Consider the following 23,515-nt stretch of genomic DNA (forward strand, 5'->3'; position numbering starts at 1 on the left):
GGTTAGTAGGCCCCCACGGGTCGGGTGAGCACACGGAAGGTGCGCCACATGATCATGACGTCGCCGGTCAGGGACCAGTTCTCGACGTAGTACAGGTCGAGCCGGACGCTCTCGTCCCAGCTCAGGTCGCTCCGGCCGTTCACCTGCCACATGCCGGTGAGGCCCGGCTTGATGAACAGACGGCGGTGCACGTGGCTCTCGTAGCCCTGCACCTCGCGGCGCAGCGGCGGGCGGGGCCCCACGAGGCTCATGTCGCCCACGAGGATGTTCCACAGCTGCGGCAGCTCGTCGAGCGAGTAGCGCCGGAGCACGGCGCCCACGCGGGTGACGCGCGGGTCGTTCCGCATCTTGAACAGCGGACCGGATCCCTCGTTCGCCGCCGTGAGCGCCTCGAGCTCCGCCTCGGCGGTGACCCGCATCGAGCGGAACTTGAGCATGTCGAACTCCTGGCCGCTCTTGCCGACGCGCTCCTGGCGGAAGATGGCGCCGCCGGGGCTGTCGAGGCGGACGACGACCGCGAGGACGAGCATCACGGGCGAGAGGACCACCAGCGCGAGGCCGGCGACCGCGATGTCGAGGGCCCGCTTCATCACGTGCTTGCCGCCCTCGAACTGCGGGATCTCGACGTGGATGAGCGGGAGGCCCTCGACGGGGCGGAAGTGGATGCGCGGGCCGGCCACGTCGGTGAGCCGCGACGCGAGCACCAGCTCGATCGACGACCCCTCGAGCTCCCAGCCGAGCGTGCGGACGGCGTTGCTGCCGGCGCGCGGCTGGCTGGCGACGATGACGGCGTCGGCGGCGGTGCGGGCGGCGGCCGCGGCGACGGATCCGAGGTCGGAGACGACGGGGATCGTGCGCCCGCCGACCTCGAGGCCGGCGAGGTGCTCGTCGATCGCGACGCCCACCACCGTGTAGCCGGAGGCGGGACGCAGCAGGATCTGCGCGGCGACGTCCTCGACGTCGGCGCGGCTGCCCACGACGACGACGCGGGAGAGGTGGGCGCCCTGCACGCGGCGGCGGATGAGCCACCGGCGCCAGCTCCACCGGGCCGCGAGCAGCGCCACGACGCCGAGCGGGAAGGCGAGGACGACGTAGCCGCGGGCGATGTCGACCTTGAGGAGGAGGAACCCGATCGCGAGCGCCCCGAAGGTGATGGCCGACGCGTTGACGACGCGCTTGTACTCGGCGGCCCCGACGCCGACGATGCGGACGTCCCGGGTGCGGAAGGCGCCGAGCACGGCGATCCAGGCGCCCACGACGATCACCGAGACGACGCCGTAGTCGACCTGCACGGACCCGGCCTCGACCGCCGCGTCCCCCGTGCCGAAGCGCGTGAGCTGGGCGGCGAGGACGGTGGCGATGATGATCGCCCAGTCGGTCGCGATGAGCCGGGTGCGGTAGTCGCGGGCCCAGCGGCGGCCCGACGGGACGGCGGGGACGGCGGGCGCGACGCCGGATCCGATGATCGGGCGGTGCGCGGAGCGGCGCTCCGGGCGCACGCGGGTGCGCTCGCCCCGGGTCGCGGGGCGGTTCCTCGTGGTGCTCATCGCGTGCCGGGCAGCGCGTCGAGCGGTCGCGGGGTGTCGTGGGATCGGGTGGGTGCGGGGAGGCGCGGACGACGGGTTCGGTCCAGCGCCGATGACGGGTTCATCGGGTAAGTTCCTGCGTTTCGGGTTACAGGTGGGTGGTGCGGGGTGCGACGGGGTCCGGGTAGACCTCGTCCGGTTCACGGCTCCGTGTGGACGCGGCTGGGTGGGCCGGTCCGGGAGTGGACGTCGCGGGTACGACGGGTGAACACCGGGTGGTGACGGTGGCAATGCTAGATGTTCCCTGTGCCCCGTCGCCCCTCCCCCTTCGGGGGGGGGGGGGCACGCCCGCACGCGAGGACGGGCCGGTCCCCCGAGGGGACCGGCCCGTCCTGTCGACGGATCGCGCGGGATCAGCCGGCGGTCGCGCCGAGCGTCCGGGATCCGGTCAGGAGACCCGTCAGCGAGCCGATGAGCGCCGGGACGCCGACCGCCACGGAGGACTGCGACGAGGCGATCTCGCTCGTGATGCGCAGGTCGGGACCGAGGACCCTCCGGCCGATGACCTCGATGCTCGTCCGGTCGTTGCCGGTCGCGTCGCGGAACGCGGCCATGGTGCCGTAGACGGCCGGGTTGCCGTCTCCTCGCGACCAGATGACGGCCCAGCCGGGGCTGCCGGCCTGGTCGCGCTGGTACACGTTGCCCGCCGTGCGGATGCCCATCTGCGCCGCGGACCGCTTGTGCGTGTGGTCCTCGACCGCGAGCAGGGCGTTGCCCGTGCTGCCCTGGAGCACGTTGTTCGAGATCGTGATGTCGGTCACGACCCAGGTCACCGTGGGGTCCGGCAGCTTCTGGCGGGGGTCGTGGCCGGGGGTGGACAGGTTCGTCGCGACCCGGTCGCCCTGCGAGATGTCGATGTCCCGGTTGTTGGCGGAGAAGGTGTTGTTCCACACGCCGATGTGCCCGGAGTTCTCGATCCAGAGCCCCTCCTCGCCGCTGCGGGCGATGACGTTGTCCGCCACCGTCACGGTGGAGGACAGCTCGAGCACGATGCCGGCGCCCGTGTTGTCGAGGACGTCGTTGCCCGTGAGCGTGATGTCGTAGACGGACTCGTCGAACCACAGGCCGTTGCCGGCGTTGCGCTGGAAGTCGCTGTCGAGCACCTGGATGTCGCGCGAGCGTCCGATCTTGAAGCCGCCGGACACCGGGGCGCGGTTGAAGCGCTCGAGGTTGTTGTCCGCCACGAGCAGTCGCGTCGCGACCAGGCGGTCCGCGTAGACCGCGCGCATCCCGATCATGCCGTTCCGTGCCGACGTCACCGCGGTGAGCCGGGCGTCGGTCGCCATGACCGAGAGCCCGATGGTGGCGATGTCCGTGATGGCGACGTTCTCGAACGCGACGCGCGTGCCGTGGATCTGGACCGCACCCTGGTCCGGGACGGAGGGGGCGTACCGGCGGATCCCGATGCCGCGCACGGTGCTGCCGTCCCCGCGCACCTGGAGGGCGCTGATGAGGTCGCTCGAGCGCACGCCGGCGGAGCGAGGATCGGAGCCGACGTAGAGGCGGTCGGCCGCACGGTCGACGAAGAACGTGCCCGGGACGACCTGGGCGCGCGACGCGACCTGCCGCTGTGCGGTGCCCCCGAACCAGACCTGGTCGGGGTGCGCCGCGAGCGGGTACGCGGGGTTGACGAACGACCAGCTGGCCGATGTGCCGTCGGGCGCGCCCCGCGTGTAGGTGGGGCTGGTGTCGAACGACAGGTCCCATCGGGGCGCGTACCAGCCGGATCCGGACGCCACCCACTCGCTGAGCTTCCTGCTGCCGTCGAGCCAGACCTTCTCGCCCGGGTAGGACTGCAGGGTCAGCGCCTCGCCCTTGGGCATCACCACCGACTCGTGGTACGTGCCGCCGCGGACGACGATCGTGCGCCCGGAGGCCGCGACGTCGACGGCCCGCTGGATGGTGCGGAGGGGCGCGGACGACGATCCGGACGCCGAGTCCGAGCCGGTCGTCGCGACGAACAGCGCGGTGGCGGGCACGGCGTAGCGGGTGGAGCCGACGGGCGCGGAACCCGATCCCGGACGGGCGTCGGAGAGGGGGATCGCCTGCTCCGCGTCGCCGGTGCCCGGTGCTGGCGCCGGAGCGGGTGCCGGCGCCGGAGCGGGTGCCGGAGCGGGAGCGGGAGCCGGTGCGGGTGCGGGTGCCGGTGCCGGTGCGGGCGACGCCGTCAGCGGGCGGACGGCGAGGTCGTCGAAGGAGACGGCCTGGGCACCGGAGGAGGCCGACAGGTACGACCAGACGCGCACGCCGGATCCCGACGCGAGGCGGGCCCCGCTCGAGTCGGCGGCCACCGCCTGCCAGGCGGGGACGGCCTGGGCGTCGAGCCAGGCCCGGGCGTCCACGGACACCGTGGCGCTGCCGGAGACGCGGGACTGCAGGGTGATCGCCTGGCCCGGCTGCACGCCCCGGGCGACGACCGCGCCGGGGACGAGGGTGGTCTGCGCGGCGGTGGACCCGTTGACGCGGATGACCGACAGGTACGCGGTGCCGCCGCTGTCGATCCGGACGGTCGACTGGTAGTAGGACGACCCCGACGCGCGCTGCTGGAGACCTGCGGAGACGCCGTTGCCCTTGGCGGGGATGCGCGGCACCGTCACGCGGATGGTGCTCTCGCTGTCCGCGGGCGCCGTCGCGGGCAGGGTGGCAGCCGCGGCGACGCCGGGGCCCTTGAGGTCGATGACCCCGCGCGCGCCGTTGACGCGGAACGCGTCGGGCACGTCGTGCGAGTACGGGGCCGAGCCGGACGCCGCGCCCCATCCGCCGCTCGTGCTGCGGGTGAAGGAGTCGGTGTACACCGGAGCCCCCGCGACCATGTCCTGTCCGGTGGCCGCGCGCGCGGCTTCCGGGACGACCAGTGCGGCGGGGACGGCGAGGCCGATCGCGACGGCGAGCGCGATCAGATGTCGAGGGCGGGCATGCGGGGATGAGGGCATCATTCGGGCGGGTCCTTGCTCGGGTGGGCCCGTCGGCATGCGGGGCTCGGTGCCCCCCGTACGGGGTGGGTTTGATGAAGATAACCCAAAATCGGGCCATGGTGTCCCCCGAACGGAGGACACGTCATGAGTTCGTGGCCCGAGCTCGTCGCCACCCCCCGTTCGAGTGCACGCCTTCCGCCCGGGCGGCGACGCGCCGTAGGATCCACTGAGGTCCACCGCTCCCCGTCGCCCCCACCCAGGGCGGCCGACGTACCCGCGTCGCGTGAGCAGGAGGACCTCCGCCCGGCGTACCCGCACCGGGCTGCACCCGATCCCGCATCCCGGCGTACCCGCGCCCGGCCGCGGACTACACGAGACACGACGAGCCATGACCCGAATCGGCTACGCCGCTGGAGCATTCGACCTGTTCCACGTCGGCCACCTCAACATCCTCAAGCACGCCAAGAGCCAGTGCGACTTCCTCATCGCGGGGGTCGTCTCCGACGAGATGCTCGAGCGCAACAAGGGCATCACGCCCGTGGTGCCGCTCGCCGAGCGCCTCGAGATCGTGAGCCACATCAGCTACGTCGACGAGGCCCGCGCGGAGACGCTGCCGGACAAGCTCGACACCTGGCGCGACGTGCGCTTCGACGTCTTCTTCAAGGGCGACGACTGGCGCGGCACCCCGAAGGGCGAGCGCCTCGAGGCCGAGTTCGCGGCGGTGGGCGTGGAGGTCGTGTACTTCCCGTACACGATGCACACCTCGAGCACGCGGCTCCGTCGCGCGCTCGACGTCCTCAGCGGCGTCGGCGCGACCGCGGCGAGCCCGCTCGCCACGCTGCCGCAGCCGGCGGGCCACGCGACGCAGACGCTGGTCAGCCGCTAGGGCGGCGGCCGGTCGACCCGAGGGCCGGCCGTTCCGCCGTTCCCGTCAGTCGATCGGCGCCAGCCGGTCCGCCGCGCGCTCCGTCGCCTCGAGCAGCGCGTCGAGGATGCCGGGCTCGTCGAACGCGTGCCCGGCGTCCGGCACCATCGTGAAGCGCGCCTCGGGCAGCGCCCGGTGCAGGTCCCACGCGGTCGCGGGCGGCGTGCACATGTCGTAGCGGCCCTGCACGATCTCCGCCGGGATCCCGCGGAGCAGGTGCGCGTCGCGGATGAGCTGGCCGTCCTCCATCCACCCGCCGTGCACGAAGAAGTGGTTCTCGATGCGCGCGAACGCGAGCGCGTAGGTCGGCTCGGCGAACCGCGCCACCAGCTCGGGTCGCGGCAGCAGCGTGATCCCCGACGCCTCCCAGGTGGACCACGCGACCGCGGCCGGCCCGTGCACCGCGGGGTCCGGATCCGCCAGCAGCGCCGCGTACGCCGCGATGATCCCGCCCCGCGCGACCCCGGGGACGGGCGCGGTGAACGCCTCCCAGCCGTCGGGGTAGACCATGCCGGCCGGGCCCTCGTAGAACCAGTCGAGCTCGGACGCCCGCAGCGTGAAGATGCCGCGGAGGATGAGGCCGGTCACGCGGCTCGGGTGCGTCTCGGCGTAGGCGAGCGCGAGGGTCGAGCCCCAGGATCCGCCGAAGACCAGCCACCGCTCGACGCCGAGGTGCTCCCGCAGGCGCTCGAGGTCGGCGACGAGGTGCCAGGTCGTGTTGACCGACAGGTCCGCCTCGGGCGACGACACGTGCGGCGTGCTCCGCCCACAGCCGCGCTGGTCGACGAGCACGATGCGGTACCGCGCGGGGTCGAACAGGCGACGGTGGGTCGGGCTCGTGCCGCCGCCGGGGCCGCCGTGCAGGAAGACGACCGGGATGCCGTCGGGGTTCCCCGACACCTCCCACCAGAGGAGCTGGCCGTCCCCCACGTCGAGCATGCCGGTGTCGTGCGGGTCGATCTCGGGGAACAGGGTGCGCATGGATCGAGCGTACGGGGACCTCGCGCCGCGCCCCGCGGTGCCCGTACGTTCGACCCGTGAGCGACTCCCCCGCACCCGACCCCGCCTTCCGCGACATCCCCTGGACCGACGGCACCTGGACGACCGAGCCCGAGGAGGTGCGGATCCACGACGGCGGCATGGACGTGACCGCCCGCGAGGGCAGCGACGCCTGGCGCGTCACCTCCTACGGCTTCGTGCACGACACCGAGCACGCGCTGCTCGCGCCGCTGCCGCCGGGCGCGGCCGTGGAGGTCGCGTTCGCGCTCGAGCTCGCGGAGCAGTTCGACCAGGCGGGCGTGTTCGTCCGGGTCGACGCCCGGACGTGGATCAAGGCGGGCGTCGAGCGCAGCGACGGCGAGGACGGCCTCGGCGCGGTCGTCACGCGCGGGGTCTCCGACTGGTCGCTCGCACCCGTGCCGGGCTGGTCGGGGCGCACCGTGACGATCCGGGCCAGCCGCTCCGGCGACGCCCTCACGGTGCGGGCCCGGGTCGACGCCGAGCCGTGGCGCCTGGTCCGCGTGGCCCCGCTGGATCCCGACGCGTCCGTCACCGCCGGCCCCTTCTGCTGCGCGCCCACCCGCGCGGGGTACACCGCCCGGTTCGCGTCGTGGCGCACCGGCCCGGCGGACGCGGCGCTGCACGCCTGAGCGCGACGTCCCGGATCCGCGTCGCGCCCTGCCGCCCTACCGCGCCTTCCTCTCCGCCTTCTCCATCCGCGGCGCCGTCCCGTCGGCGATCCGGGCGTCCCGGTACGCGCGCGCCTCGTCCTGGCGCTCCCGCTCCTCCCCCGACGCGACGGCCGCCCGCACGTGGGCGGGCGTGTAGCCGAAGGAGTCGACGAGGTCCTGCGCGTGCGGCCGGAGGCGCGCGACGAGCCGGTCGATGTAGGCCGTCACGGCGCGGGCGCGCGGTGCGCTGATGCGGCCGTGGATCAGGTACCAGGCGAGGTCCTCCTCGATGAGGCGCAGGCCGAAGAGGTCGCGGGTCCAGGTGAGGATGCGGCGCGTGCCGTCGTCCATCGCGCGTCCCGACGCCGAGGCCGGGTCGAGCGCCTCCGTGAACGCCTCCCACTGCAGCAGCTGCGCGTGCGCGCGGGCCGCCTCGATGAGCGCGTCCTGGTGCCGGTTGAACAGGGCCGCCGCCTCGGCGGGCGGCATCGTGCGGGCGCCGCGCAGGGCGGTCGCGATCTCGGCGACCATCGTCTCCACGCGCCCGGTGAGCAGGGCGCGCTGCGTGTCGGGCTCGCGGAGCTGGCCCACGGAGCGGGCGGTGGATCCGCGGTCGGCGAGCGCCTGCCCGAGCGTCCGAAGGCCCGTGGAGCGCAGCGTGCGGTCGGCGGCCTGCTCGACGGCGTAGCGCGCGAGGACGCCGAAGCCGGCCTTCGCGAACCGGCGGTTGACGTCGGTGAGGAGCCGCTTGGCGACCAGCTGCAGGAGCACGGTGTTGTCGCCCTCGAAGGTCGCGTACACGTCGAGGTCGGCGCGGAGCCCCACGAGCCGGTTCTCCGCGAGGAAGCCCTGGCCGCCGCACGCCTCGCGCGCCTCCTGGATGGTGTCGAGCGCGTGCCACGTGCTGAGCGGCTTGAGCGCGGCGGCGAGGGTCTCCAGGTCCTGGCGGGCCGCGTCGGTGTCGGCCGCGCCGGAGAACACCGCGTCGAACTGCCCGAGGAGCTGCTCGTGCGCGAAGGAGGCCGCGTAGGTGGTCGCGATGCGCGGGATCAGGCGGCGCTGGTGGCGCTGGTAGTCGAGCAGCACCTCCTCGTCCGTCCCGCCGGCGACGAACTGGCGGCGCTGGTTGCCGTAGGTCACGGCGATCTGCAGGGCGATCTTCGCGGCGGACGTCGCGGCGCCGTCGAGCGAGACGCGGCCCTGCACGAGCGTGCCGAGCATGGTGAAGAAGCGGCGGCCGGGGCTCGCGATGTCGGAGCTGTAGGTGCCGTCCTCGGCCACGTCGCCGTAGCGGTTGAGGAGGTTCGCGCGCGGCACGCGCACGTGGTCGAAGTGCAGCCGGCCGTTGTCGATGCCGTTGAGGCCGCCCTTCAGGCCGTCGTCCTCGCCGCCGATGCCGGGCAGGAACGCGCCGTGCTCGTCGCGCAGCGGCACGAAGAAGCAGTGCACGCCGTGGTTGACGCCCTGCGTGATGAGCTGCGCGAACACGGTCGCGGCCCGCCCGTCGACCGCGGCGTTGCCGAGGTAGTCCTTCCACGCGGCGCGGAACGGGGTGTGCAGGACGAAGTCGCCCGTCTCCGGGTCGTAGGTCGCGGTGGTGCCGATGCTCGCGACGTCGGAGCCGTGCCCCGTCTCCGTCATGGCGAAGGCGCCGGGCGTCTCGAGCGTCATGATCCCGGGCAGGAGGTCCCGGTGGTGGCGCTCGGTGCCGAGGTGCATCACCGCGGAGCCGAACAGGCCCCACTGGACGCCGGCCTTGATCTGGAGCGACGGATCCGCCGCCACGAGCTCCTCGAATCCCGCGATGTTGCCGCCGTGGTCGTCGAGCCCGCCGACGCTCGCGGGGAACGCGCGGTGCACGCCGCCGTGCTCGACGAGGACGCGGAGCTGCTCGGTGACGCGCGCCCGGTGCTGGTGCATGTCGAGGCCCTCGACGCGGTGCAGCTCGGGGCGGCTCGTCAGCTCGCGCGCCGAGACGCGGACGTCCGCCCAGCGGCCGAGGAGGATCCGGCCGAGCGCCGCGACGTCGACGCGCGGGCCCGCCCCCGCGTCCGCGCGTCCGTCGGTGCGGTCGAGGTCGCGGGCGACCTCCGCGTCCACGTCGCTCGCGACGGGCACGTCCGCCTCGCGGAGCGCGCCCTCGTCGCGGGTGCCGGCGGCCTCCGGGACCGCGGCGGGGCCTCGTCCCCTCGTGCCGCGGGTGGTGCGTCCTCGTGCCGCCGTGTCGACCATGGATCCTCCGTGCCGTCGCCTGCGCCGGCGTCCCTGCCGGCACCGGCCACGCTATGCACGGATCCTCCACCCGCCGAATAACACGTCGCGGGCCTTCAACGCGCTCCCGCGGAGGGCCGCCGGGGGTTGTGGGAACCCTCAGCGCGGGCGGCCGGAACGGGGTGCGGAGGCGCGGCCGGCGGCCGGGCTGCTACGCGCGGGCGCCGCGCGCGCTCACCCGCTGCGGGACGCCCCACGGGTTGGCGGTGCGGAGCGGCTCGGGGAGGAGCGCGTCGGGCACGCCCTGGAACGCGACGCCGCGGAGCAGCCGGTCGAGCGATGCCGTGCCCACGCTCGTGCCGCGGTCGAGCGTGGTGGCGGGCCAGGGTCCGCCGTGCTGCTGCGCGTCCGTGACGGAGACGCCCGTGGGCCAGGCGTCCACGAGCACGCGGCCGGCGCGGGCGGCGAGCACGCGGATCAGCTCGGCCGTCGCGGGCTCGCCCGCGTCGCCCTCCTCGGCTCCCAGGTGGACGCTCGCGGTGAGCTCGCCCGCGAAGGTGCGGGACGCGAGCGCCGCGAGGTCCGTGCCCGCCGGGTACTCGACGAGCAGCGCGAACGGGCCGAACACCTCGTGCCGCAGCGCCTCGCCCGCGGCCTCGAAGGCGTCGAGGGGGACGGCGGCGATGGTGGGGGTCACGGATCCGTCGTCGCCCGCGGGCGCGCGGCCCTCCGCGACGAGGCGCACGCCGTCGACCGCGATCGCGGCGGCCCGGCCGCCCGCGTAGCCCTCCGCGATGCGCGCGTTGAGCATCCCGTGCGGCGCGATGTGCCCGGCCTCCTCCGCGAGCACGGCGTCGAGCCCGTGCCCCGCCGGGACGAGCACGATGCCGGGGGCCGTGCAGAGCTGCCCGGCCGATCCGGCGGCGCTGGCGACGAGGGCGCGCGCGATGTCGTCGCCGCGCTCGGCGGCCGCGCGCTCGGTGATCACGACCGGGTTCACGCTGCCGAGCTCGCCGAAGAAGGGGATGGGGTCGGGACGCGCGGCGGCGACGTCGGCGAGGAAGCGTCCGGCGCGGAGGGACCCGGTGAAGGTGGCGGCGCGGATCCGGGGGTCGCGCAGCATCGCGAGCCCGGCCTCCTCGCCCTCGACGAGCTGCAGCGCGCCCGCGGGGAGACCGGCCGCGACGAGCGCGGCGGACGCGGCGGCCGCCACCCGGCGCGACAGCTCCGGGTGCCCCGGGTGCGCCTTGACGACCACGGGGCAGCCGACCGCGAGGGCCGAGGCCGTGTCGCCGCCCGCGACGGAGAACGCGAACGGGAAGTTGGACGCCGCGAAGTTGAGCACGGGCCCGACCGGCACGAGGTACCGGCGGAGGTCCGGGCGCGGGGCGGGCGCCGCGTCGGGGTCGGCGTGGTCGATGCGCGCGTCGAGGTAGCGGCCGTCGCGCACGGCGGCCGCGATGATCCGCAGCTGCACGGTGGTGCGGGTCAGCTCGCCGGCGAGGCGGCCGGGCGCGAGCGCCGTCTCCCGCTCGGCGACGGGCAGCAGCTCCGGCCGGATCGCCTCGAGCGCGTCGGCGACGGCCTCGAGCCCGCGGGCGCGCGCCTCCGGAGCGAGGGCCGCGAGCGGGGCGGCGGCCTCCGCGGCGCGCGCGGCGATCTCCTCCACGGTGCGGGCGACGGTCTCATCGGTCGGGTCGGTCTCGTGCGGGGTCATGTCTCTCCTCAGGATGCGCGCCGGCCTAGAACCGGAAGCCGCTCGGGAACGGGTCGGTGGGGTCGAGCAGGTACTGGCCCATGCCCGTGATCCAGGCGCGGCCCGTGATGGCGGGCACGATGGCGGGCCGGCCGGCGACGGTCGTCTCCCGGACGATCCTCCCCGAGAACCGGCTGCCGATGAAGGACTCGTTGACGAACTCGTCCCCCACCCTGAGCTCGCCGCGTGCCCACAGCTCGGCCATGCGGGCGGAGGTGCCCGTGCCGCACGGCGATCGGTCGAACCAGCCGGGGTGGATCGCCATGGCGTGCCGGGACAGCCGGGCGTCGGATCCGGCGCCCAAGAACTCCACGTGGTGGCAGTGGTCGACGCCCGCGATCTCCGGGTGCGACGGCGGCGCCTGGTCGTTCACGGCCGCCATGATCGCGAGCCCGGCCGCGAGGATCTCCTGCTGCCGCTCCCGGTCGAACGGCAGCCCCACGTCGTCGAGCTCGACGACCGCGTAGAAGTTGCCGCCGAAGGCGAGGCTGTACGGCACCGTGCCGTAGCCCGGCACCTCGATCTGCGCGTCGAGCCGCTCCACGTAGGAGGGCACGTTCTCGATCGTGACCGACGCGGCGCGGCCGTCCTCCACGTCGACCCGCGCGATCACGAGCCCGGCGGGGGTGTCGAGCCGGATGGTCGTGACCGGCTCCTGCACCTCCACGAGCCCGGTCTCCACCAGCACGGTCGCGACGCCGATGGTCCCGTGGCCGCACATGGGCAGGCAGCCGGACACCTCGATGTAGAGGACGCCCCAGTCGCAGTCGTCGCGCGTGGGCGGCTGCAGGATCGCGCCGCTCATCGCGGCGTGCCCGCGCGGCTCCGTCATGAGGAGGAGCCGCAGGTGGTCGAGGTGCTCGATGAGGTGCAGGCGCCGCTCGTTCATGGTGGCGCCGGGGATCACGCCGAAGCCGCTCGTGACGACGCGGGTCGGCATGCCCTCGGTGTGCGAGTCGACGGCGTGGAAGACGCGGGAGGACCTCATGCGTCGATCATCGCCCGGCGAGGTGGTCGAGCGCGCGGCGGGTGTCGCGCGTGACCTGCTCGGCGACCGCGGCGGGCAGCGGGGCGCGCGGCGGACGCGTCGGGCCGCCCGTGCTCTCGCCGGCCACGTCGATCGAGAGCTTGATGGCCTGCACGAACTCGGTGCGCGAGTCCCAGCGGAAGACGGGGACGAGGTGGCGGTACAGGTCCTTCGCCTCCTCGATGCGGCCGGACGTCGCGAGCCCGTACAGCTCGACGGCCTCGCGCGGGAAGGCGTTCGGGTAGCCGGCGAACCAGCCGACCGCGCCCATCACGAGCGACTCGAGCAGCAGGTCGTCGGCGCCCGCGATGACGTCGAGGCCGGTGAGGTCCTGGATCTCCGTCACGCGGCGGACGTCGCCCGAGAACTCCTTGACGGCCACGACGTTCTCGAGCGCGTCGAGGCGCTGCAGGAGCTGCGGCGTCAGGTCGACCTTGGTGTCGATGGGGTTGTTGTAGGCCATGATCGGCAGGCCCACCTCGTCGACGCGCGCGTAGTGCTCGACGACCTCGTCGTCGCTCGCCCGGTAGAGCGTGGGCGGCAGGAGGAGCACGCCGTCGGCGCCGTCCTCGGCCGCGATCTCCGCCCACTTCCGCGCCTGGTGCCAGCCGACGCCGTGCACGCCGGCCACGACGATCCCGCGCCCGCCGACCGCCTCGACCGCGACCTGCACGACCTTCCGGCGCTCGTCGTCGGTGAGCGAGGAGTACTCGCCGAGCGAGCCGTTGGGGCCGACGCCGCGGCAGCCGTTCCCGATGAGCCAGTCGCAGTGCGCGGCGTAGGCGTCGTAGTCGACGGCCAGGCCCGCGGGCGCGGACGCGTCCTCGCGGAACGGCAGCGTGGTGGCGACGACGACGCCTCCGAGGTCCAGGGCGGGTGCGGTCATGGCATGTCCTTCCGGTCGGTGGTGCGGGGCGGTGCGGGGGTGGTCGGGGGCGCGGGGGCGCGGGGCGGCTCGTCAGCGCTCGGTTCGTCGGCGCCGGGGGCGGCCGCGGCGAGGGACGGGGGTCCGGCGTCGCGGCGGTCGTACGCGGCGGCGAGCTCGCCCAGGCGCACGGGCGAGGCGACGGGGCGGCGGTCGGAGCCGGGGGCGGGGGCGGGGGGCGACGCCGCGGCGAGTCCGGTGGACGCGGATCCGGCGGTCGCGGATCCGCACGCCGGCGCCTCCCCCGCGAGCAGCTCCTCGACGGTGCGCCCGCACACGCGCCCCTGGCAGATGCCGAGGCCGGCGCGCGTGGCGAGCTTCATGGAGCGGAGGTCGGTGGAGGCGGCGGCGCGGGCGGTGGCGCGGATCCGGCCGACGGGCACCTCCTCGCAGCGGCAGGCGAGCGTGTCGTCCCGGAGCCAGCCGGTCCAGCCGGGGCGGATCCCGTGCGCCGCCTCGATGCGGCGGGCCACGTCGTGCGCGACCGCGCGGCGGCGGACCGCGGGGGCGCAGGCCGCGTCGGTCGGGGATCCGCCCGCGGCGCAGTGCCCGGCCACCTCGCCCTCCGCGAGCGCCTGGTCCACTCCCCCGATGCCCGTGATCTCGCCCGCGGCGAAGACCCCGCGGGGCCCCGCGCCCTGCGCCGCGTCGACCTCGACGAACCGGTCGGCGCCGATGCGGCAGCCCGCCGCGATCGGCAGCTCGAGCCGGGGCGTGAAGCCGTGGCCGACGCACACGGCATCGACCGCGATCCGCCGCTCGGTGCCCGGGATCGGCGCCCACGACGCGTCGAGGCGCTGCACCGTGACGGCCTCGACGCGGTCGACGCCGTGGGCCGCCACGACCGCGCTGCCGGTGGCGTACCCGATCCGCTCGCGCGCCAGCACGGACACGTAGCCGGCGAGCTCGGCCGCCTTGTGCGGCGCGCGGGCGAGGCCGAGCGGATCCCGCAGCCAGCCGCGCGCGAGGCCGGGCACGCGCGCGGCCTCGTGGATCCCGACGACGCGCGCCCCCGCCTGCACGAGGGAGACGGCGACGGGGAGGAGGAAGGGCCCGGCGCCCGCGACGACGACGCGGTCGCCGATGGCCACGCGCTCGCCCTTCGCGAGGGCCTGCGCGGCGCCCGCGGTGAAGACGCCCGGCAGGTCCCAGCCGGGGAACGGGAGCGTGCGGTCGTGCGCGCCGGTCGCGAGCACGAGCGCGTCGGGACGGAGGGTCCGGGGCGCGCGACGGGATCCGTCGACCGGGCCCACGAGCGCGTGCACGACGGCGGCCGGGGCGTCGATCCCGCTGGCCGCGGGCCGCTCGATCGCCCACACCTGCGCGCCGGTCACGACCTCGCAGCCGTCGTCGGCGGCGAGCCGCCCCCGGAGCGCGGTGAACACGTTCCAGCCGTGGTGCAGGATCCGCTCGCGCGCGGCCGGCCGCGACGACGGCAGGTGCCGCCAGTACTGGCCGCCCAGCTCGTCGGACGCGTCGAGCAGCGTGACGCGCGCGCCCCGGCCCCGCGCGGCGACCGCGGCAGCGAGACCCGCGGGCCCCGCGCCGATCACGACGACGTGCCGCCGGTCGTCCGCCGCGCTCACGGGGCGTCCCCCGCACGCGCGTCGTCCGGAACGGTGGCGCCGGGCCCGGTCTCGACGACGTCGCCCTCCACGGCGCGGCGCTGGCAGGCGCGCACGTCCGGCAGCCCGTTGACCGTGACGGTGCAGTCGAAGCACACGCCGATCCCGCAGAACACGCCGCGCGGCCGTCCGGCGCTCGCGGTCGTCCGCCACGCGAGCGTGCCCGAGGCGAGCAGCGCGCCGGCGATGGTCTGGCCGCGGAGGCCCTCGACCGGATCCCCGTCCACCGTGAAGCGCACGGCCTCCGCGGGCCCGGGCCGCACGGGGTCGCGCGCGGGGTCCACGCGCCGAGGCGTCATGCGCGCACCCGGTCGGCGTCCGTGACGGCGTCGGCGAGCGGAGGAGCCGGGGCGCCCGCGGCGTCCGGCATCGCGAGGCCGAGCGAGGCGCGCGCGACCGAGAAGGGCCGCACGTCGAGCGCGGGCGCGGATCCGGTCATCAGCGCGGCGATCAGGTCGGCGGTCGCGACGGACAGCCCGATCCCGGCGCCCTCGTGCCCGCTCGCGTGCCAGAGGCCCGGCAGCCGGGGGTCCGGCCCGACGACGGGCAGGTGGTCGGGCAGGTAGGGGCGGAAGCCGCCGTAGGACCGCATGGCGCTCGCGTCGGCGAGGAAGGGGAAGAGCCGCACGGCCTTCGCGGCGAGCTCCTCGAGCACGGCCACGCGCAGCGACGCGTCGAAGCCCACGCGCTCGCGACTGGATCCGATGAGCACGGTCCCCGACGGCGTGGACTCCACGACGCCCGAGGTCTGCAGCGCCCCGTCGCCGGACCCGACCGCGCCCACGTAGTCGCCGTCGTAGACCTTGTGCAGGATCCGGTGCGGCATGCGGGTGGTGACGAGCACGACCCCGCGCCGCGGCAGCACGGGCAGCTCGACGCCGAGGGCGCGCGCCACCTCGCCCGACCAGGGGCCGGCGGCGACGAGCACGTCGTCGGCCGGGATGTCGCCCGCGGTCGTCCGCACGCCGCGGAGGGCGCCGTCGGGTCCGAGGATCGGGCCGGTCACCGCGACGCCCGTGCGGACGACGGCCCCCGCGCGGCGGGCGGACGCGGCGAGCGCCTCCGTCGCGATGGCGGGCTGCACCTGCGCGTCCTCGGGGTAGTGCACGGCGGCGGTGATCGCGGGGTTCAGCCACGGCTCCAGCTCGAGCGCGCGGCGGACGTCGACGGGGACCGCTCGGACGCCCGCGGTGCGCTGCGCGGCGGCGAAGGCGAGGAGCGGATCCGCGCCCTCGTCCGTGGTCGTGACGACGAGACCGCCCTTGGGCTCGTACTCGATGGACGGGAGCGCGTCGCCCAGCTCGTCCGCGAGCTCGGCGGCCACCTCGGGCCAGCGGCGCGCGGCCAGCTGCGCGAGCTCCAGCTCGGCGCCGGGTCCCTTGTCGGACACGAGGATGTTGCCCTCGCCCTGCGCGCTCGTGCCGGACGCGACCGCGGCCCGCTCGACGACGGTGACGCGGATCCCGGCGCGGGCGAGCGACCGGGCGCACGCCGCCCCCACGATGCCCCCGCCGACGACGACCACGTGACGCGTCATGCTGTCCTGCTCTCACGGGTCGGTGCGCCTCGGGAGGCGGGGTGGGGGTCGGCCGAGTCAGTAATATGTCACACATCGTGCCGGAGCGGAAGCTCCGCGTGCGTGTCGGGTCGTCAGACCTCGGCGACCGCGGGATCCGCGTCCGGCACCGCGCCGTCGACCGCCGCGGCAGCCGGCTCCTCGCCCTCGCCGCGCCCGGCCCACCAGCCGGTGGCGTGCCGGATGTGCCGCACCATCAGCTCGTGGGCGGCCGGGCCGTCGCCGCGGACCAGCGCCCGCAGCAGCTCGTGGTGCTCCGCGGCGGAGGCGTCCAGCAGGCTGCTCTCCTTCATCGACGCGAGGCCGACCAGCCGAGTGCGCGAGCGGAGGTCCGCGATGGCCTCCGTGAGCACGGGGTTGCCGAGCATCCGCGTGAGGGAGAGGTGGAGCTCCTGGTCCGCCTGCAGGTACGCCCGGAGGTCGCCCTCGCGCGCGCCCTGCTCGATGCGGTCGGCGAGCGCCTCGAGACCCGGCAGCGCGCCCTCGGGCAGCTTCCCGGCGAGCCGCTCCATGGCGGGCGCCTCGAGGAGCTGGCGCACCTCCACCAGGTGGGCGAGCTCCTCGTCGCTCACCGCCGTGACCCGGAAGCCCTTGTTGCGCACGGTCTCGACGAACCCGCGCTTCTCGAGGTCGAGCACCGCCTCGCGCACGGGCGTGGCCGAGACGTCGAAGCGCACGGCGAGCGTGGGGACGGTGATGAGCGTGCCCGGCTCCAGCTCACCGGAGACGATGGCGGCGGACAGGGCCTGGTGCACGTGCTCGCGCAGGCTCTCGCGCGGGGGTGCGGGACGCAGTGCGGAGAGGCTCACGCGGGTCCTCCTCCTGGGATCAGGACGGGGACCGCTGCATGCTCATCCAGGACTCCAGGCCCCGGGCGTCGATCGGCAGCGCGTCCGACATGACGTCGGACCCCGTCTGCGTCACCACGATATCGTCTTCGATCCGCACGCCGATGCTCACGGTGGAGCCCGGCCTCTTCGAGACATCGCGAATGCGCGCGCGGGTGCGGGCAGTGACGTCTCCCCGATTCCCGCGTCCTGTCACACGCTGTTGACAGGCGTCGCCGGGAGGGACCGCGTTGATGGAGGCACGCCGGCCGCGCGATCCCGGCTCCTCACAGCTCGCATGGGGCCCGCGGTCGGACCAGTACGATCGTGGGCAACGGCGACAGCTCTTCGGGTGAGCTGTCCCGCCAGCGCCGGGCCGGTCTTCGGGTAAAAGTCGGCCGTGTGCGCGGCCCGGTCCCGCAGCCCTCGAGGCTCGGGACCGGGTCCCTCTCCCCTCCGCCCGACCGCGGACGCCCTCGTCCGCGCCGGGAACGCGTCGGGGGACCCGCGACGCGGCGACCCGCCGACGCGGGGTCCGCTACTGGGCGGCCGCGCCCTCCGCGGCGACGACGCCCAGCAGGCCCTCGCCGTAGGTGTCGAGCTTCTTCTGGCCGACGCCCGTGATGCCGGCCAGCTGGCCGAGGTCCTGCGGGCGGACGGTCGCGACCTCGCGCAGGGTGACGTCGGCGAACACGACGTAGGCGGGCACGCCCTGCTCCTTCGCCTGCTCGGAGCGCCACGCGCGCAGCGCCTCGAACAGGCCCTGCGCCTCCTCGGGGAGGTCGACGACCTGCCCGCCCTTAGCCCGGGTGGTGCGGGTGCCGCGGCCGCGCACGATGCGCTCGGGCTCCTGCCGCATGGGCACCTGCCGGGCGCCCGTGAGCACGTCGCCGCTGCCCGCGGTGATGACCAGGGTGCCGTAGCCGTCGTCGCTCACGCCGAGGAGCCCCTGCGCGAGGAGCTGGCGGACGACGCCGCGCCACTGCACGTCGGTGAGCTCGGTGCCGATGCCGAAGGTGGCGAGCTGGTCGTGACCCTGCTGCCGCACCCGGTCGGTCTCGTTGCCGAGCAGGATGTCGATGAGGTGCGCCGCGCCGAACCGCTGGTTGCGCTCGCGCTGCAGCCGCACGATCGTGGACAGCAGCTTCTGCGACGGCACCGTCGCGTCCCACGTGGCGACGGGCTCCAGGCACGTGTCGCAGTTGCCGCACGGACCCGTCTCCTCGCCGAAGTAGCGGAGGAGCTGCACGCGCCGGCAGCCGACGGTCTCGCAGAGCGCGAGCATCGCGTCGAGGTGCTGCGAGAGCCGGCGGCGGTGCTGCGCGTCGCCCTCGGACTGGTCGATCATGCGGCGCTGCTGCACCACGTCCTGCAGGCCGTACGCGAGCCAGGCGGTGGAGGGCAGGCCGTCGCGGCCGGCGCGGCCGGTCTCCTGGTAGTAGCCCTCGATGGACTTGGGCAGGTCGACGTGGGCGACGAAGCGCACGTCGGGCTTGTCGATGCCCATGCCGAACGCGATGGTGGCGCACATGACGATGCCGTCCTCGCGGAGGAAGCGCGCCTGGTTGCGCTGGCGCACGGCGGCGTCGAGGCCCGCGTGGTACGGGAGCGCCGTGATCCCCTGCTTGTTCAGCGCCTCCGCCGTCTGCTCGACGGTCTTGCGGCTGAGGCAGTAGACGATGCCCGCGTCGCCCGCGTGCTCGGTGCGGATGAGGTCGATCAGCTGCTTGCGCGGCTCGGCCTTCGGCACGATGCGGTACCGGATGTTCGGCCGGTCGAACGAGGAGACGAAGTGGCGCGCGTCCTGGAGACCCAGGCGGGCGGTGATGTCGGCGTGCGTGGCCTCGTTGGCCGTGGCCGTGAGGGCGATGCGCGGAACGGTGGGCCAGCGCTCCTCGAGCATGGACAGCGCGAGGTAGTCCTTGCGGAAGTCGTGGCCCCACTGGGACACGCAGTGCGCCTCGTCGATGGCGAACAGGGCGATGCGGGCCTCGTCGAGGAGGCGGCCCATGCGGTCGAGGATGAGGCGCTCGGGCGCGAGGTAGAGCAGGTCGAGGTCGCCCGCGAGGAGGGCCCGCTCGACCTCGCGGCTCTCCTCGAGGTCCTGCGTGGAGTTGAGGAACGCGGCGCGGACGCCGACGGCCCGCAGGGCGTCGACCTGGTCCTGCATGAGCGCGATGAGCGGCGAGATGACGACGCCGGTGCCCTCGCGGACGAGGCTCGGGATCTGGTAGCAGAGCGACTTGCCGCCGCCGGTGGGCATGAGCACGAGGGCGTCGCCGCCGCCGATGACGTGCTCGACGATCTCCTGCTGGTCGCCGCGGAAGGCGTCGTACCCGAAGACCGTGCCGAGGCGCTCGAGGGCGGGGGCCAGCGCGGTGCCGCCGGCGGGAGCGGGAGGGGTGGAGGTCATCGGGGCAATCGTATCCGCCGGCCGCGCGGGGCGACGGGGGCGGTGCGGGCGGCGGGGACGCGGACGGCCCCTCCCCGGATGGGGAGGGGCCGTCGTCGCGGTGCGATGCGGATCAGACCGCGGTCGGGTCCGCGCTCGCGCCGGGCGTGGCCGCAGCGGCCTCGGCGGCCGCCTGCTCCTTGAGGGCGGCCACGTCGACGGCGCGCACCTCCTGGATCAGCGACTCGAGGGCCGGGGCGGGCAGCGCGCCGGCCTGGCTGAAGATGAGCGTCTGGTCCTTGAAGATCATCAGCGTGGGGATGGCGGAGATGTTCGCCTGCTGCGCGAGGAACTGCTGCGCCTCGGTGTCGACCTTGCCGTGGACGATGTCGGCGTGCTTCTCGCTCGACTGGTCGAAGACGGGGGCGAACTGCTTGCAGGGGCCGCACCAGTCGGCCCAGAAGTCGACGACGACGATGCCGTTCTGGTCGACGATGCTCTCGAAGTTCTCGGCGGTGAGCTCGGTGGTGGCCATGGTGCGTCCTCTTCTCGTGTCGCTCGTGCGGTCACGGGGTGCAACCGGCCCGCACCCCCGCGCATTCCGCGCGGGGGTGGCGCCGGCTACCAGACGAGGACGATGGACGGCCAGACCGTGCTCGACCCGCGGGCCCCGTCGCCGCCGGCGTACGACGCCGTGAGCAGATGGATGCCGCGGGACAGCCTCGGCAGCGTCACGGTGGCGCGGCCCGCGTCGGCTGCGGTGAGGTCGACGGAGGCGATGGCGCGACCCCGGTCGAGGATCTGGACGCGACCCGTCGGGGCGGTGCCGCCCGCGGAGAGCCGCACGGAGTACTTCACCGGCTGTCCGCTGCGGACGAGCAGGCGGTCGGCGTACCCGACGAGGGTCGAGGCGTCGCGGACGGTGTCGAGGCCCACCTTCACGGGGTCGTGGTCGCTCGAGCGGAACGCGCTGGATCCGTCGGTCGCCCACCCGGAGTACTCGCGCTCGGCCCACTCCGGCGCGTTGATCTCCCACACGCCGACGCCCGTCACGCTCGCGGCGCCCGCACCGGTCGCGAGGACGTGGTCGAGGGAGCCGACCTCGCCGTCGAACGAGTACGTGCGCTCGCCCGGCGCGCGGTCGGCGACGAGGTCGACGAAGCCGGCGTCGCGGAGCACCTGGATGGGGTCCTCCTGCGCGTAGGCGTTGAAGTCGCCGAGGAGGTAGAGGAGGTCGGATCCGCTCGACGCCTGCAGCTCGGCGGCGAAGCGCGCGACGGCCTGCGCCTGCGCCACGCGGTCGGCGTTGAAGAAGCCCTGGCCGTCGGCGGGCTGCGTGCCCGAGCCGGACTTCGACTTGAAGTGGTTCGCGACCACCGTGAACGTGCGGTCGTCCCCGCGGAAGGACTGCGCGATCGGCTCGCGGGCGTTGCCCCACACCGTCTCGTCGACCTGCGTGGCGGCGGCCCCGACGGGCGTGACGGCGTCGGTGCGGTAGATGATCGCGTTCTGGATCTCGTCGGTGGGCGTGGTCGCGAGCACCGCGGGGGTGCGCACGTAGTCCCACACCGGGGATTCGGCGGCGTCGTTGAGGCCGCGCACGAGGTCGGCCGTGGCGGTGTCGGCCGGCTCGCCGAAGCGGCTCGAGTTCTCGATCTCCATGAGCGTCACCACCTGGGCGTCGAGCCCGGTGATGGCCGTCACGATCTTGGCGCGCTGGGCGCGGAACGCCTCGGCGGTCTGCGCGCCGCGCTCCCCCAGCGTCGTGAAGTAGTTGAGGACGTTGAAGCCGGCGATGCGGACGTCGCCGCCGACCTCGGGCGAGGACGCGGGGCGCGGGTTCCCGGTCGCGAAGGCCGGCACGCGGCCGGCCGCGTCGAGCGAGGTGAGCGGCGTCGTGGGCTGCAGGCGCCAGTCGTCGAAGCCGTAGGCGAGCACGTAGGGCGTCTGCGGGAAGACCGGGACGTCGCCGTTCCGGACCACCTGCTCGGCCGTGTAGTACGGCTGCGTCGCGCCGGCCGGGTAGGCCGCGTTCGTCAGCTGGATGTTGAAGCCGTCGTCGAGGAGGAGCCGGCGCGCGCGGTTGTCGGCGGCGATGCGGTCGGCCTCGGCGCCCGGGCGCACCTGATCGGTGGACTTGACGGGCAGCTCGGCGCCCGCGCTCAGCCACAGCGTGCCGAAGGTCTCCAGCTGGTGCGCGGATCCGACGCGGTACTCGCCCGTCGGCGTGACGAGCATGCTCTCGCGCGACTCGCGGTCGGCGCCGCGGAGCGAGTCCGGCAGCGGGGTCGCGGCGGGCACGCCGACGGCGGCCTGCACGAGGTCGACGGCGGTCGCGGAGACCTGGGTCTGGCCCTGGCGCTCGGAGGCGGTGCCGGTGACGCGGGCCAGGTCGCCGATCTCGACGGCCGGGTCGGCGCTGCCGAGGTAGACGAAGACGCCGTCGGACGCACCGGGCGTCGCGTCGGCCGCGCCGCCGCTGCCGGCGGTCTGGATCACGATGCCCGCGTAGCCGCTGATGCCGCGGTAGTCGGCGGTGACGACGCCCTCGACGGTCACGACCTGGCCGGCGAGCGGCGTCGCGCTGCCGGTGCCCTGCACGTCGGCGATGGCGACGGTCGCGGCCTCGGCGGGCGACGCGACGAGCGCGGAGAGGCCGAGGGCGAGGGCCGTGGCGACGGCGAGCGGGCGGACGGTGCGGCGGGCGGTGCGGGATCCGGACCCCGGGCCTCCGGATCCGCGTGCGGTGTCGGTGTCGGTCATGGCGTCGGCCCCCTCGGCGTCGCGGGTTCCCCCGGATGGGGGACCACCGGTCGAGCGTAGGCCGCGCCGCATCCCGGACGACGGGCCGCAACCGGATCGTCACCGGCCGGACATGCGATGGCCGGACGTGCGCCGGCCGCGCCGACGCGCGGCGCGGGCGACGCCGTGGCGGAGGGCGGCCGCCACGTACTATCGTCAGGACAAACATCCGCCCCGGCCCGAGGAGCAGTGCGACGCCGCATGGTCCAGACCCGCATGACCCCCGACCCCCGCGCCGCCGGCACCGCCGCCCGCCCCGCCCCGAGCCCGGCCCCGAGCACCGCCCGCGCGACGGGATCCGCCGCGTGAGGGCTACCGTCGCCGGCGCCCCCGTGAGCTTCGGCGTGTTCGAGCTCACGCCCGAGGGCGCCGAGGTGGTCGGCCCCGACGACATGGTGGAGGCCCTCGCGGGGGCCGGGTACGCGGGCATCGACCTGGGGCCGGTCGGCTACCTCGGCCGCGGACGGGAGCTCCGCGCCCGGCTCGCCGGCGCCGGCCTCGAGCTCGCGGGCGGCTGGATCCAGCTCCCCCTCTCGGACGACGACGCGTTCCAGGCGTCCCTCCCCGAGCTGCACGCGTCGCTCCGCGTGTTCCAGGAGGCTGCCGAGTCCGGGCCCGCCCGCCTGCCGCTGCCGACGCTCGCCGACGCCGGATCCGCGGCGCGCGCCGCCGCCCCCGGTCGCGGCGCGGAGGCCGATCCGCTCGACGACGCCGCCTGGTCGCGCCTCGTCCGCAACACGGCGCACGCCGCCGCGATCACGCGCGCCGCCGGCTTCGAGCCGACCTTCCACCACCACGCCGGCACGTTCGTCGAGTCCCCGGTGGAGGTCGACCGGTTCCTCGACGCGGTCGACGTGGGGCTGACGCTCGACACCGGCCACCTCGTGATCGCGGGCGGCGATCCGGTCGAGGCGATCGCGCGGTGGGGGTCGCGGATCACCCACCTGCACCTCAAGGACGTCGACGGCGCGGAGCTCCGGCGCGTGCTCGCGGCCGGCGGCGGCATGCGCGAGGTCTGGTCGTCGGGCGCGTTCGCGGCGTTCGGCCGCGGCGACGTCGACCTCGCCCGCGTGATGACCGCGATCGACGCGCAGGGCTACGACGGCTGGGTGGTCGTCGAGCAGGACGTGCTCAACGCGCCCGACGCCGACATCCGCGCCTTCCGCGCCGAGCGCACGGAGGACCAGCGCGTGAACCGCGAGGCGCTCCGCGCGTGGGCCTGAGCCGCACCCGCACCCGCACCCGCACGACCCCCGCACCACCACGAGACACGAGGAC

At 75.1% G+C, this 23,515-nt stretch carries 18 protein-coding genes; 3 read left to right on the forward strand and 15 right to left on the reverse strand.

The window, feature by feature from the left end:
- Positions 1-2 precede the first annotated feature (2 nt).
- Entirely contained in the window at positions 3-1,547 is a 1,545-nt protein-coding gene (locus QFZ62_RS06600) for a sugar transferase (protein ID WP_307503268.1), read from the reverse strand.
- 392 nt (positions 1,548-1,939) lie between these two features.
- Positions 1,940-4,522: a right-handed parallel beta-helix repeat-containing protein gene (locus QFZ62_RS06605; protein ID WP_307503271.1), complete on the reverse strand. Its 2,583-nt coding sequence runs from the start codon at positions 4,520-4,522 to the stop codon at positions 1,940-1,942.
- Positions 4,523-4,889: 367 nt separating this feature from the next.
- Between QFZ62_RS06605 and QFZ62_RS06610 the strand changes: the two genes are divergently transcribed.
- Positions 4,890-5,387, forward strand: coding sequence for an adenylyltransferase/cytidyltransferase family protein (locus QFZ62_RS06610; protein ID WP_307503273.1), 498 nt, complete (start codon positions 4,890-4,892; stop codon positions 5,385-5,387).
- A 45-nt stretch (positions 5,388-5,432) separates the two neighbouring features.
- On the opposite strand, the gene pip is transcribed toward QFZ62_RS06610, so the two are convergent.
- On the reverse strand, positions 5,433-6,407 hold the full coding sequence (gene pip / locus QFZ62_RS06615) for a prolyl aminopeptidase (RefSeq protein ID WP_307503276.1): 975 nt from the start codon (positions 6,405-6,407) through the stop codon (positions 5,433-5,435).
- Positions 6,408-6,463: 56 nt separating this feature from the next.
- On the opposite strand from pip, the gene QFZ62_RS06620 reads away from it, so the two are divergent.
- Positions 6,464-7,075, forward strand: a complete 612-nt coding sequence (locus QFZ62_RS06620) for a DUF1349 domain-containing protein (protein ID WP_307503279.1) — start codon at positions 6,464-6,466, stop codon at positions 7,073-7,075.
- Positions 7,076-7,111: 36 nt separating this feature from the next.
- Here the strand turns inward: QFZ62_RS06620 and QFZ62_RS06625 are convergent, their stop codons facing one another.
- From QFZ62_RS06625 to QFZ62_RS06680, 12 genes are all read right to left on the reverse strand, one after another.
- Entirely contained in the window at positions 7,112-9,328 is a 2,217-nt protein-coding gene (locus QFZ62_RS06625) for an acyl-CoA dehydrogenase (RefSeq protein ID WP_307503281.1), read from the reverse strand.
- A gap of 190 nt (positions 9,329-9,518) precedes the next feature.
- Positions 9,519-11,024, reverse strand: coding sequence for an aldehyde dehydrogenase (NADP(+)) (locus QFZ62_RS06630; protein ID WP_307503284.1), 1,506 nt, complete (start codon positions 11,022-11,024; stop codon positions 9,519-9,521).
- Positions 11,025-11,049: 25 nt separating this feature from the next.
- Complete coding sequence (locus QFZ62_RS06635; protein ID WP_307503286.1) at positions 11,050-12,051, reverse strand: proline racemase family protein; 1,002 nt, start codon at positions 12,049-12,051, stop codon at positions 11,050-11,052.
- Positions 12,052-12,058: 7 nt separating this feature from the next.
- Entirely contained in the window at positions 12,059-12,976 is a 918-nt protein-coding gene (locus QFZ62_RS06640; RefSeq protein WP_307503289.1) for a dihydrodipicolinate synthase family protein, read from the reverse strand.
- Positions 12,973-14,601, reverse strand: a complete 1,629-nt coding sequence (locus tag QFZ62_RS06645; RefSeq protein WP_307503292.1) for an FAD/NAD(P)-binding oxidoreductase — start codon at positions 14,599-14,601, stop codon at positions 12,973-12,975. Before QFZ62_RS06645 ends, QFZ62_RS06640 begins: the two co-directional genes overlap by 4 nt.
- Positions 14,598-14,939, reverse strand: coding sequence for a (2Fe-2S)-binding protein (locus QFZ62_RS06650; protein WP_307503296.1), 342 nt, complete (start codon positions 14,937-14,939; stop codon positions 14,598-14,600). Before QFZ62_RS06650 ends, QFZ62_RS06645 begins: the two co-directional genes overlap by 4 nt.
- Positions 14,936-16,177 (reverse strand): FAD-binding oxidoreductase, encoded by a 1,242-nt coding sequence (locus tag QFZ62_RS06655; RefSeq protein ID WP_307503299.1) that lies wholly within the window; start codon positions 16,175-16,177, stop codon positions 14,936-14,938. Before QFZ62_RS06655 ends, QFZ62_RS06650 begins: the two co-directional genes overlap by 4 nt.
- A 113-nt stretch (positions 16,178-16,290) precedes the next feature.
- Positions 16,291-17,025: a GntR family transcriptional regulator gene (locus QFZ62_RS06660; protein ID WP_307503302.1), complete on the reverse strand. Its 735-nt coding sequence runs from the start codon at positions 17,023-17,025 to the stop codon at positions 16,291-16,293.
- 19 nt (positions 17,026-17,044) lie between these two features.
- Complete coding sequence (locus QFZ62_RS06665; protein WP_307503305.1) at positions 17,045-17,176, reverse strand: hypothetical protein; 132 nt, start codon at positions 17,174-17,176, stop codon at positions 17,045-17,047.
- A gap of 405 nt (positions 17,177-17,581) precedes the next feature.
- Entirely contained in the window at positions 17,582-19,456 is a 1,875-nt protein-coding gene (recQ, locus tag QFZ62_RS06670) for a DNA helicase RecQ (RefSeq protein WP_307503308.1), read from the reverse strand.
- A 112-nt stretch (positions 19,457-19,568) separates the two neighbouring features.
- Positions 19,569-19,970 carry a thioredoxin gene (gene trxA / locus QFZ62_RS06675; RefSeq protein WP_307503311.1) on the reverse strand — a complete coding sequence of 134 codons (402 nt, stop codon included), beginning with the start codon at positions 19,968-19,970 and terminating at the stop codon, positions 19,569-19,571.
- A gap of 86 nt (positions 19,971-20,056) precedes the next feature.
- Positions 20,057-22,198 carry an ExeM/NucH family extracellular endonuclease gene (locus QFZ62_RS06680; protein WP_307503314.1) on the reverse strand — a complete coding sequence of 714 codons (2,142 nt, stop codon included), beginning with the start codon at positions 22,196-22,198 and terminating at the stop codon, positions 20,057-20,059.
- A 344-nt stretch (positions 22,199-22,542) separates the two neighbouring features.
- Here QFZ62_RS06680 and QFZ62_RS06685 point away from each other — a divergent pair, with 344 nt between their 5' ends.
- Complete coding sequence (locus QFZ62_RS06685) at positions 22,543-23,460, forward strand: sugar phosphate isomerase/epimerase (protein ID WP_307503315.1); 918 nt, start codon at positions 22,543-22,545, stop codon at positions 23,458-23,460.
- The last annotated feature ends 55 nt before the right edge of the window (positions 23,461-23,515 follow it).

The organism is Clavibacter sp. B3I6, assembly GCF_030816895.1.
Lineage (GTDB): Bacteria > Actinomycetota > Actinomycetes > Actinomycetales > Microbacteriaceae > Clavibacter.